The sequence below is a fragment of the Paenibacillus rhizolycopersici genome (assembly GCF_014947195.2).
Classification (GTDB): Bacteria; Bacillota; Bacilli; order Paenibacillales; family Paenibacillaceae; genus Fontibacillus; species Fontibacillus rhizolycopersici.
The window spans coordinates 316,422-328,559 of sequence record NZ_JADCNN020000001.1 but is presented as its reverse complement, the minus strand read 5'-3'; the positions used below and the strand labels follow the sequence as shown (position 1 = coordinate 328,559).

Here is a 12,138-nt window from a genome sequence, read left to right as displayed (position 1 = left end):
AAGAACCTTCCGCGAAATGAAGCGGAAGGTTCTTGTTTTGCGACGCGATTAATCGCCTTGCTGCAGCGCGGCTTCGTGCTCTTTCACGAATTGTTCCGGTGTCACCGCTTTGCCGAACAGGGCCTGAATCATGTTCAGGTGTGTTTGCGCCGCGTTCCATTTCATTTGCACGTCGGCAAACAGCGTCAGGTTGCTGGCGTGGTTCAACTCATCCAGTAAATCGATGTAGAGCTGCGGCAAGTCCGAGGACGACGTGTCCACCTTCGTCGCCGGAATAACCCCTGCCGTGCTAACCGACTCGGCACCCCACTTGCTGATGAAATACTCCACGAATTGCTTCGCTTCGTCTTTGACTTTAGAGTTTTCTGCGACGAATAGGCCAACGCCAGGCCCGCCTACCCAGCTATTAATGTCGCCTTTGCCGCCAGCGAAGGTCGGGAATTTAAAGAAGCCGACTTTGTCTTTGAACTCCTGGGGCACGTCCGGGTTGCTCGTGAAGTTAGGAACCTCCCAAGTGCCCGCCAGGAACATGGCCGCTTGTTCACGCATAAACACGGATTTGCCTTCTTCATTGGACAAACCGTTAAAACCTTTGTTAAACGCGTTCATATCCACCAGCCTTTGAATTTCGGCAGCCGCTTGAATCAACGCCGGATCCTCGAAGGTGCCGGAACGGTCGATCGCTTTCTTCAACGTTTCCGGTCCGCCGAGGCGGTCAGCCAGGTACATATACCAAATCGATCCCGTCCAGCGGTCTCTGTTCCCCAGTGCGACGGGGGTTACTCCTTTGCTGTTCAGCGTACGGACCACGTTCAAAAATTGATCGTAGGTTTGCGGCACTTCCAAATGGTATTCTTTAAAAATGGCTTTATTATAATATATCGGCGAAATGTTCAGCTCGATCGGCAAGCCGTAGGTTCTCCCTTGTACAGCGTAAGCGTCGGTTGCGCCCGGAACGAATTGATCCTTTAAACCACGGTCCAGCAAATCGTCCAGCGGAGCGAACAGGTCGCCTTTCACGTAAGGATCCATGAAGCCGGCAGCCCAAGTGACACCTACGTCGGGAAGCTCGTTCGCGGCGGACAAAATTTTCAATTTATTCTTATATTGCTCGTTCTCCATCACTTCCTGTTGAATCGTTACATTCGGATGTTCGGAATGATACTGGTCGATGATTTCATTCACCAGCTTATTTTGCTGCGGAGAAGCGCCCACTGGCCACAGATGCATAAATTGAATCGTCACCTGCTCGCCCGCTGCCGATGCCGCTTGGCCTTCCGTCGTGCCGCCGCCCGCTGTCTTATCCCCTGTGCAGCCTGCGAGTCCTAACAGCAGGAGCAGCGAAATCAACACAATGGACGTAGTTTTATGATTGGACATGCCTTTATCCCCCTAGATATCACGGTTCTTCTTGTAACCGTTTCATCCTAAGTTTATCACGTTGATGATTCCGCTTCCATCTCCCGTGGATGGCGGGAACCCGTTCACGGCAGACCTGGTCGAAACCGCCCTACGCGTTCTCCTCCGTCTCTTTCGTCTGGCTGCGGTATTTACTGGGACTCATCCCTTCGTAGCCTTTGAATACCTTGATGAAGTATTTATCGCTCTGATAGCCCACGCGTTCCGCGATCTCCCCAACGGACAGCGTGGTCCGCAGCAGCAGTTCTTTGGCGCGGAGCACCCGCAGTCGGCTGATATATTCGCTGAAGGTCAGTTCCGTCTGCTCTTTGAACAACACGCTGAAGTAGCTGGGATTCAAATGCAGCCGATCGGCAACTTGCCGCATCGTGATGGGCTCATGCAAATGTTCGTCCAGGAAGCTAAGCGCCTCACGCACCTGCGGTGTGTACTGGGTATCCGTCTCTTTCGTCTCCAACAGCCGAGGATCGACCAGCTTCTCCATCGTTTCGATCCGGTGTCGGTCGTCCTCCACTAGAAGCGCCTGCTCCACGGCTTGGACCAGCTTATGCTTGTCCACCGGCTTCAGCAAATAATTGACGACTCCCAGTTGCATCGCCTTTTGCGCATATTCGAACTCCGCGTATCCCGATATGATGATGGCGACCGGCTTGAATTGTTTGTGGCGCTGCTGCATTTCAATCAGTTCCAGACCGCTAATGCCGGGCATGCGGATATCCGTAATCAGCAGATGTGCGACATGATCCTCGAGCCATGCCAGCGCAGCTTGCCCGCTATCCGCCCATTCGATTTTGTATCGTCCGGCAGACCAGGCTTCCAGCGTTTTCGTAAAACCTTGTCTCGTTCTTGGTTCATCCTCAACCACAAGAATCGTTTTTGTCTGCTTCATACCGTTCCCCCGTATTCACTAGGTATATCAAAGCTTACGGACGTTCCTTCACCCGGATGGCTCGTCACTTGAAGCCCGTGTTTATCTCCATGTTCTCCGTCAAAATATAATCTCAGCCGTCGCTGCACATTGACAATCCCGACCCCCATACCTTTGGAGGAAATGGAGGGTCCTCCTTCCATTGCCCGCAACAAGCCGAGCAGCGTCTCCTCGTCCATCCCGGGACCGTTATCGCGCACGGTAATTTTCACATACCCCTCCCGCTCCGATGGCTCGACGCTTACGCTGACTTTGCCCTGACCCATTTGCTTTTCAACCCCGTGCAAAATCGCATTTTCCACCAACGGCTGAATCAGCAACTTCGGAATTTTGACATGACGGAATTCACCGGCGTCGATAGACCAGGTTAACCGTTCCGCAAGGCGGATATCCATCAACTGCAGATAACGCTCCACATGCTCAAGCTCGTCCTCCATCGTCACCCATTCGTCCTGATTCGGGCTGCTGATGATGTACCGGAACAAGCTGGACATACCTACGACCAGATTCGCTAACTCTTCTTCGCCTTTCTCCTCCAGCGACCAATAGAAGGCCTCCAGCGTATTAAACAGGAAATGCGGGTTGATTTGCGCTTGAAGCGCCTTTAGCTCGGTTCGGCTTTGCAGGAGCTCTTTCTCGTAAACGACGCGGATCAATTCGTTCATATTGTCGACCATTTGGTTGTACGAATTGTTCAACTCGTTGATTTCCAAGGTCTTCGAGAACATCGGATTGCGCTGCAGTACCCCAAACCTCGCGCCGCGCATCGCTTTGATCAGCCGGAAGATCGGTCGGGTGATCATCGTGGACAGCGACAGCGACATAATCAGGAATAAGAGGATCCCAATCGCTCCCGAGGCCACAACCGCCGTTCGCAGCGCAGAAATCCCGCTAGTCACATAGTTGATCGGCGTGAAGAAGACGAGCGTCCAGCCGGTTGCCTTGGAGGCTTGCTTGACCTCAATAAAATCTTGACCGCCGATCGTGATATTTTTCCCCACGTTGCCGAGCAGTTCCTTCAGGTTTAAATCCTCTGCGGGAAAGCTGAAATTCGTCGCGACCGGCCGTTGATTTCCATCGACCAGAAGAATGTATTCCCCGCCATCCCCGCCGATCTGTTCATGAATTTGAAAATAAGTTCGATCGATCCGCACCATTAAATATCCCCCGGACGAAAACCAACGGTCAAGCAAACTGACCCGTCGCAACGCCAGTACGGTAGAGGGGTCGCGCGGATCAACGCCGATCCATACGAGCGCCCCCTTCCCCCAATTCGCCGCATTAATCCATTGCGAGTCAATCGTGTCGATCAATTGGGTTTCATTCAGCGGAAACAAACGGCGGTAATCATTCGTGTATAACTCCAGGGATTTAATACCGGTTACATAGGCTTGATAATCACTAAACAAAGGCAACAGCGATTGACGCGAACTAAACGGCGTCTCCTGTCCTTGCACTTCGGCCAGCAACAGCTGCTGTACGTATTCATCGGTGGCGACCTGAGTCGTCAGCGTGTTGATTTGGGCGATCAGCGCATCCAGGCGCCCGTTGGCCTGCAGGGCGGTTTGGCTGATATGCTTCTCGGCATTGGTCTCCAGCAGCGCGGACACCCGAGAATACGTCAATACGCTGGCGATCCCCAGAACAAAAATCATCAGCAGCATAAAACTGATGAAAATTTGATTTCTTAAAGTAAACCATCGCTTCGGTTTTTTCACGTCCGGTCCTAACCTTTCCGTCCAAAGTGTACAACCTTATCCCATCATATAACGAATCGGCCGGATGAAACTATGTATTTTTCGAACCTGTCACGTATAATGAGAAGGCAGCGGTACCCGCAGCAAGTAACAATACATAAGCATTTTAAAGGAAAAGACCGAGGTTTTCTACTTCGGTGCCTAGAGGGAGAAGAAGATCAACACAATGAGGCCAATTACAGCAAACCACGCGGTTTTTTTCGACGTCGACGATACGTTATACGACCATCTGCAGCCTTTTCGCGAAGCGCTGGAAGAGACACTAGACACTGGGCAGGACTTCCCGTATGAACCTGCCTATCACCGGATGCGCTACTACAGCGACTATCTTTCTGCCGAGGCCGGCGGCACGCCAACGCACGGTCAGGTGCTCGCATCGATGCGGACCGAGCGCTTCATACGTTCGCTGGGGGAGTTCGACCTCGCGCTCACAGCCGAGCAAGCCGAAGCGGTCCAGGCCGCTTACCTGAATCGTCAATTTGATATTCGCCCGTTCCCCGGCGCGTTCGATCTGATCGGCAAGCTGCAGGAGTTAGGTGTCGTCGTCGGGGTGATTACAAACGGGCCGCCGGATCACCAATGGCGAAAAATTCGAGCGCTGGGAGTAGATCGGCTGATCCCCGCTGAGCTGGTGTTCATTTCAGGTGCGGTAGACTTGACCAAACCGGACGTACGACTGTTTGAACTTATCGCCGGGAAGCTGGGCAAGACTGCGGAACAGTGTTGTTACATCGGAGATTCCTGGCGCAACGACGTCGTTGGAGCCGCCGGTGCTGGCTGGCGCGCGATATGGTTTAACCATCGCGGCGTCCGGCCGGAGGAAGACTCGCACCTCCCTCATACCCCGGTAACGAACTATGGCGAGCTTGCCCGGTTGCTGCTGGACGAATCCAAATAAAATGAATTCAATGAATGCTGCCTTTCTTGCAGCATTCATTTTTTTAAATCCGTTTCCTGGCTCTCCCCCCCTGCATAGTTCTTCCAATGCTACGCACAATAGAAAAAAATACCTCAGCTGGAGGAGTTACGCCTTGTTCTCCCGATTGATGAAATCCATACTGACGATGGCCAGACAAAAACCACAGCAGCAAACGTCCCATGTTTCCGAACCCCAGGCTCCCGGCCCGTTGTCGCTAAATCGCGTGCTGGATGAGTTCCAAGGGTGCTCCGATCTTTCGCATCGAAATTATCCGATGATCCAAGCCGATATCCTCTTCTTCGATCACCTGGTTGACAAACAGAAGTTCATCAACAATGTGATCATTCCGCTGGAAAACATTCGCCGGGAAGAACTGGGCGGGCTTCTGCATCAATCCCAATTCAAGCTTGAGGACGAAACTACGAAGGTCGTGCGCGGCATTTTGGATGGGGATGCCGCCTTGTTCGTGCCGCAAGGGGTTTACTTGATTTCCGTTTACGGTCCCGAAAAGCGGGCCATTGAATCTTCGCAGACGGAATCCACGATTGTCGGCCCGCATGACTCCTTTAACGAATCACTCGATACCAACCTGTCTATCATCCGCCGGAGGGTGAAGAGCAGTCGGTTAAAAGCCAAACAATTCGAGGTAGGAGAAATTTTCAAGACCAAGGTGTCTTTGCTGTACCTCGATGAAATCGCCAATATGGACTTCGTCAACCGAATGTCGGACCGGATTCAGGCCATCGAATACAGCGCGGTCTTCGACGGCAGCATGTTGTTGCAATTGATCGAGGATTTCCCATCCACGATCTTCCCGCTGTTCCTGACCTCGGAGCGTCCCGATGTCGCCGTTTCCAAGCTGAACGAAGGCCGGGTGGTTGTCATTATGGATCAAAGCCCATCGGTGATCGTGGGACCTACGACGGTATTTGAATTCTTCACCTCGCCCGACGATTATTACAGCCGCTGGGCGGTTGGGACGTTTCTTCGGCTCCTCCGGTATATTGCCTTTGTGCTTACGTTGACGTTGACTTCGATGTACGTTTCCATCACGACGTACCATTACGAGATGATCCCGATAAATTTGCTGGCTTCGATGTCTGAATCGCGCAGCCGCGTGCCTTTCCCTCCGGTTCTGGAAGCCTTGTTAATGGAAACCACGCTGGAATTGCTGCGAGAAGCCGGCGCTCGCCTACCGTCCAAAATCGGGCAAACCATCGGGATCGTTGGCGGGATTGTCATCGGCACCGCTGCGGTGGATGCCGGGTTTACCAGTAACATCCTGATTATCGCCGTAGCGATGTCCGCCATCGCTTCCTTTGTCATTCCCAGCTATACGATGAGCGGTTCGATTCGGCTCATTCGGTTTGCTCTCATCATCTTGTCGGGGATGCTCGGAAACTTTGGCTTCATCTTCGGGTTAGGCCTGGTGATCATCCATCTGTCCAAACTGACCAGCCTCGGAGCGCCGTACACCCTCCCGCTCGCACCGATCAAACCAAGCGACTGGAAGGATACTTTTATCCGGGGGCCTTTCTGGATGTTCTCCAAGCGACCAAAGCAATCCCGCAGCCCTAACGAAACCACCAACAAAATGAAGAAATAGGTGACCCCATGGATCGGGAAAAACTGAATCGCTTCCACATCGCTCTTATGGTGTTCAACACCCAAAGCGGGATTATCCTGTTCACTTTGCCGCGGATCACGGCACATTACATGGGTACCAATGGATGGCTCATGCTCATCCCGATGTTCCTGCTCGTGACGTTAAACATCATGTTGATATCCGCCGTGTACCGAATGGGCGGGGGGAAATCCGTCTTTGAGATTCTTGGTGCTTCGCTGCCGCGGTTCATTTTGGTTCCGCTGTATTTGCTGCTATGGGGATTGTTCAGCATGATCGGCTGCCTAGTCGTCAAACAATATGCATTGATCTATCAAATGCTCATATTTCCGTCGACCTCGGACATGGTTCTCAAAATCTACGTGGATGTGCTGCTGTTCCTCTACGTCACCAAGGGGATCTACACCATGTCTAAGGCGAATGTCATCTTCTCGTTGCTGTTGCTGCTGCAAGTTCCGCTCGCCTTTTTCTTCGTCAAGGACTTCGATCTGTCGCGGTTGACTTCCTTTCTGTTTCGGGAGGGAGCGGATATGAAAGAAGGCTTGCTCCGGATATATGGCGCGTATTTGGGGTACGAGTTAAGCCTGTTTCTGTTTCCCTATGCGGAAAACAACAAAAGATGGCTAAAATACGTTCATCTCGGAAACGGAATCACCATGTTCGTTTACTTGCTGGTCACGTTCTTGGCTTACGGCTTCTTTAGCCATAGAGCGCTTCTCCATTCTTCCTTTCCGATCCTCGACATGTATGCCTATTTACGGTTCCCGTTTGTCGAGCGGATCCAGAATTTCCTATTCAGCCTGTTCATGTTCTCGATCGTGCATACGGCGGGCATGTACTATTGGTCAAGCCAAGCGGTGATGTCCCAGATCTTTCGCCGAATCCCCTGGAAAGTGATCGTGTTTTTGTCTATGGTTGCGACGATCTCCGTTGGGATGATTCCTAAGTCCTTAATCAAGGTAGAGTCCTGGTTCCGTTATTTAACGATGGCACAGCTGGGCTTCTCCTTCGGGTTCCCCTTGCTGCTGATCCTACTGCTCTTGCTGCAAAGGAGGTTCAAGAAACATGCATAGACGCCTATTTCTGGCCGCGACTCTTTGCCTTATTCTCGCGGGCTGCAATCAGGATCAGCGCATCCTGGAACGGATCGGCTACATTGAAACCGCCGCTTTTGACGCTGCCCCTCAGGACAAGATCAAAGCCACGATCAGTATGCCGCTGGTCACGCAATTTGCCAGAGACGGGAAAACGACAGATGAATTGCTGGAGACGATCTCCACCAGCCCCAAGGATGCCAAAGCGGCGTTGTCCTTGCGAACAAGCCGAATCATCGTCAGCGGGCAGATCCGTACGTTTATGTACGGCGAAGCATTGGCCCGTCAAGGCATTTGGAAGGATATGGATACATTTCTCCGCGATCCGAGCATCTCGTTTCGAACCGCCATGGCCGTCGTCGAAGGCGAAGCGGGAGCCATTATCAGCCAGGAATATCCTCGCCATACCAAAACGGCCAACTACATCAACAAGCTGCTGCAAAAAGAATTTAACAAGCAATCGGTGCCCCGGACCGCCTTGTATCAATTTACCCGCGATTATTACGACGACGGGATGGATCCGATCGCCATCATGGTCAAGGAACAGAAGAAGGACATCACCATCAGCGGCATCGCCACATTCCGGGACGACAAGATGATCGACAAGCTGCCCTGGAAGGATGTTTACCTGTTTTCGCTCCTGTACCAAGATCTGTCGCAAGGCGAATTCAGCCTAACGTCGGAGGATCCCAACTTGAAGGCCATCTCCTTCCGGGCCGTCCGAAGCAAACGCCGGATCAAGGTCTCGAAAGGCCCGTCCGGCGAATACGAAGCGGATATTTACCTGAAGGTTGAAGGGGGAGTGGAAGAATACTTTGGTCAAGCAAAATTAAGTACTGACGAACGGGCCAAGGTTGAAAAGCTGGTTAGTGAGCACATCGTCATGGAATCACTGCGGATCATTAAGACATTGCAGCAGAATCGCACGGACAGCTTGGGGCTGGGAAAATACGTGCGAAACAAAATGAGCTATGAGGAATGGAAAAGGACCGACTGGCATGAACAATTCAGCCAAATGCCGATTCGCGTCCATTGTTCCTTCTACATGAAGAACTTCGGAACTTATTTTGACTAAGGCGTATGGCATGTCGGCTTAGCCTTGCAGCGCTTTCCGCACGCTGAGGATATACTTTGCCTGGTCCAGTGGATTAACGCCCCTCCGGGTCCGTTCGGCCTGAACGTCCGGCGGGCACGGTTCATAGCCGGCGAAGGAGGAAGCAAACGTACTCCGTCCCTTCGTATATGAGCTCAGTTCAATCGGGTAATGAAGCGACGTCGAGAGCGGTACATGACCTTCGATTAACACTCGCTCCCCCTGTAGCTGCGGCGGCTCAAAACGACCGCGCATCTGCACGAGATCGTTCATCACCCGGCCGGCGTTCTCTTCGGGAACGACTAACCGGACATGCAAGATCGGCTCCAGCAGCATCGTGCCGACGTTGGCCAGCCCGTCCATCATTCCCATTGGCGTAGCGACGGCAAAATCAAGGGGATGGGTATGCCAAACATGATGCTGACCATAGGTCAGCGTAACTTTCAGATCGGTAACCTCCCAGCCATATAGCCCTTGTTGCAGAGCCTCGGGAACGCGGCGAGCGACCTCATTCTGATATTGCGGCAGCAAATCTTCGTCCCGCACGTATGCTTCATAGGTCAGACCGCTCCCCCGTGGGCCAGGTTCGATCTTAAACCGCAGGATCGCCCAGCAAGGCTTCGGCATCGTGTAAGTGATATAGCCCTCACCCGCCTGCTTAGGTGTTTCTTTGTAAATAACCGACGGCTTGCCGAAGGTCACCTTCAGTCCGTAACGCGTTTCCATTACGCTGCTTAGGACCTCCAGCTGGATCGGGCCCATCACCTTCACGTGCAGCTCCCGCTCCTCCTGCAGCCATTGCAAGTCCAGCAGCGGATCTTCGTCGGACAGTTCCTGCAAGGCATCTGCCACGGCCCGGTATTCCGCCTCGTTGGCCGGATGCGCCCGCACGGTGAGCAGCGGGACCGCCAGCTTGGCTTCGGCCGGGACCGCCTCCGGCCGCCCTAGCACGTCGCCGATGCGGACATGGGACAAGCCGCAGACGGCAGCGATGTCCCCCGCTTGCAGCACGCCGATATCCTCGGACCGGGTACCGTCGATTTTACGAATCTGCGTCACCTTCTCGCTCAGGTTCTGCGTGTGGTTCAACACGGCATCGCGATTGTGGAGGCTGCCTTCATAAAGTCGCACATACGCCATCCGTCCCATCGTCTTGTCGCGTTCAATCTTGAAGACGACGCCGGACAACGGGGCCTCTGGATCACCTCCAGCCGGAGGGAAATAGCGAAGCATCGCATCCAGCAGCGGAGCGATACCGATTCCCTTGGCCGCCGCCCCGTACACCAGCGGGTACATCCGGGCAGACCGGGCCAACTCCTCCGCACATCGCGCCCAACGTTCCTCCGCAACGTTCTCTCCGCTAACGTACGACTCGAGCAGCGCATCATCGCGCTCGGCTAAGAACTCGATCAAACGACTCCGGGCCGATGCGTATGCTTCCAGGCCGCCTGCCTCGGCAGCGGCTTCCTCCAAATCGGTCTGCCACAAATCCACTGCTCCGCTGTAATCCTGCCAAGCCCCAAGCGGATGTTGGACAGGAACGATGTCCGGAGACAGATAATTGCGTGCCTGAGCGAGCACCGCATCGGGATCCGCGCCAACGCGGTCCATCTTGTTGATGAACAAGAGCGTGGGAATCTGCAGCTTCTTAAGCGCGTTCCAAATCATTTCCGTCTGCGCCTGAACGCCTTCTACCGCGGAGAGAACCAGCACCGCGCAATCCAGCACGCGCAGCGACCGCTCCACTTCGGACAGAAAATCGACATGGCCCGGCGTATCGATCAAATTGACCTGCGTGCCCTTCCAGGTGAACGTCGTCATGGCCGCGCGCACAGAAATGCCGCGCTGACGCTCCACTTCCAGCGAATCGGTAAGCGCCGTGCCGTCATCCACGCTGCCCAGCATGCGAATCCGTCCGCTTTCGTACAAAATATGCTCTGTCGTCGTTGTCTTTCCGGCGTCGACATGGGCGAAAATCCCCACGTTCAGACGAGCCGGTTCGATACTCTCCATTATCCCGCTCATCGTTCACCTAAATACCACGCTAAGAACGCATCGGCAACCACCTTGCCAGCCGCTCCATTCGGATGAGGGTCGTCCGCCGAGCTCATGAACTCTCGGCACAGGCGATGCTCGAGCGGTGCGGGCTGGGACAGCAAAGCCGCCATATCAAACACGCGGTCTACGCCCGGAAGCGAGGCAGAGCGGATTTGTTCGTTAACGTAACGCCATATCTGCTCCCGCTCCTCGCTGAAGTTAAAGGGCGGCACGGTGAACAGGATGATTTCCGCGGAGGGATCGTTTTGACGTAATACGGTGATGATGGTGTTCAGATCGGCTAACAACTGCTCGGAAGTGCGTGCTCCGATGTCGATATCGTTCACCCCAAGCGCCAAAACGATCTGCGTACCCGTTCCCGGAACTTGGCCGAGCTTTACCTTGCTCAACCAAGCGCCCTCCGCCGCGGCATCGTAGGCTCTCGCCCAGCCGGAACCCAGATTCCACGCGGCATAATCACTCCCCAGTCCATCGGCAATCCGCGCCGCCCAATACTCGTAACCGTCCCTGCGGGTTCTCACGCCTTGCGTAATCGAATCGCCTAGGAATACCAAACGTTGCCGCACCGGTTTGGCGCTGGCGATTAACGCAGGCATCACCAGCAAATTTTCCGAAAGGGAAAAGCCTTCGGCATCTGACGCATCAGCGCGTACGCCCGGCGCGTCATAAGCCGTGACCAGCATCTGCTCGGTATTGTACGGCACCGTTTTGCCACCCGCATCGGTAGAAATCGTCCAAGTAAACGCCAGCAAATGCCCTTCTGGCAGGTCCAGCTTGACCGGATCGCTCCAGAACTTCTCCCCGGGGGCAACGGATCGGGCCCCGCTACCTCCGTCAAACGTGACGCGAACCTGCGAGTTAGGCTCGACGGAACCGTCCGGCGCCGTGCCTCCGTCCGCAACGTAAGCGGCTTCGATCCGCCACTGTCCACCGAGGGCTCCGCCGCGGGCAACCAACCCGGTATCCCAGGTAGAGTCAATCGCGTTACTATGCCAGAATCGGAGCTCTAGCTTTCCATGTTCTCTTAACTTCACATAGGTCCGATAAGTATGCGTGAACTTGTCCGGACGCTCCATAATATAGTTGCATGCCGCCGATACGACGGTGGCAGAAGCGTACTGATTCATCATCTGTTTATCCTCCATCCTGCCTGATGTAAACGACTTCTTTTTTGATTCTACCATGGGGAGTCCCTCCGAAAACAGAAACTTTTGCGACTGTGGAAGCGTCTAGTTGCTATAGAACT

Annotated in this window: 9 protein-coding genes; 4 read left to right on the top strand and 5 right to left on the bottom strand. The window is 53.9% G+C overall.

Translation table 11 applies throughout. The features are described 5' to 3' along the window. Positions 1-48 precede the first annotated feature (48 nt). The 3 genes from IM700_RS01365 to IM700_RS01355 form a co-directional block, all read right to left on the bottom strand. Positions 49-1,380 carry an extracellular solute-binding protein gene (locus tag IM700_RS01365; protein ID WP_155606394.1) on the bottom strand — a complete coding sequence of 444 codons (1,332 nt, stop codon included), beginning with the start codon at positions 1,378-1,380 and terminating at the stop codon, positions 49-51. 130 nt (positions 1,381-1,510) lie between these two features. Beyond that, positions 1,511-2,308 carry a response regulator transcription factor gene (locus IM700_RS01360; RefSeq protein ID WP_155606393.1) on the bottom strand — a complete coding sequence of 266 codons (798 nt, stop codon included), beginning with the start codon at positions 2,306-2,308 and terminating at the stop codon, positions 1,511-1,513. Then, on the bottom strand, positions 2,305-4,065 hold the full coding sequence (locus IM700_RS01355) for a sensor histidine kinase (protein ID WP_244868523.1): 1,761 nt from the start codon (positions 4,063-4,065) through the stop codon (positions 2,305-2,307). Before IM700_RS01355 ends, IM700_RS01360 begins: the two co-directional genes overlap by 4 nt. Positions 4,066-4,270: 205 nt before the next feature. Here IM700_RS01355 and IM700_RS01350 point away from each other — a divergent pair, with 205 nt between their 5' ends. From IM700_RS01350 to IM700_RS01335, 4 genes are all read left to right on the top strand, one after another. Next, positions 4,271-5,002, top strand: a complete 732-nt coding sequence (locus IM700_RS01350; protein ID WP_193415588.1) for an HAD family hydrolase — start codon at positions 4,271-4,273, stop codon at positions 5,000-5,002. A gap of 133 nt (positions 5,003-5,135) precedes the next feature. Next, a complete protein-coding gene (locus IM700_RS01345) occupies positions 5,136-6,629 on the top strand; it encodes a spore germination protein (RefSeq protein ID WP_239483483.1) in 1,494 nt (497 codons plus the stop codon). A gap of 8 nt (positions 6,630-6,637) precedes the next feature. Continuing rightward, positions 6,638-7,720, top strand: coding sequence for a GerAB/ArcD/ProY family transporter (locus IM700_RS01340; RefSeq protein ID WP_193415589.1), 1,083 nt, complete (start codon positions 6,638-6,640; stop codon positions 7,718-7,720). Further along, a complete protein-coding gene (locus tag IM700_RS01335; RefSeq protein ID WP_193415590.1) occupies positions 7,713-8,816 on the top strand; it encodes a Ger(x)C family spore germination protein in 1,104 nt (367 codons plus the stop codon). Before IM700_RS01340 ends, IM700_RS01335 begins: the two co-directional genes overlap by 8 nt. A gap of 18 nt (positions 8,817-8,834) precedes the next feature. On the opposite strand, the gene IM700_RS01330 is transcribed toward IM700_RS01335, so the two are convergent. Further along, positions 8,835-10,847 (bottom strand): GTP-binding protein, encoded by a 2,013-nt coding sequence (locus IM700_RS01330; protein ID WP_193415591.1) that lies wholly within the window; start codon positions 10,845-10,847, stop codon positions 8,835-8,837. A gap of 8 nt (positions 10,848-10,855) precedes the next feature. Further along, a complete protein-coding gene (locus IM700_RS01325) occupies positions 10,856-12,076 on the bottom strand; it encodes an SGNH/GDSL hydrolase family protein (protein ID WP_239483481.1) in 1,221 nt (406 codons plus the stop codon). Between the last annotated feature and the right edge of the window lie 62 nt (positions 12,077-12,138).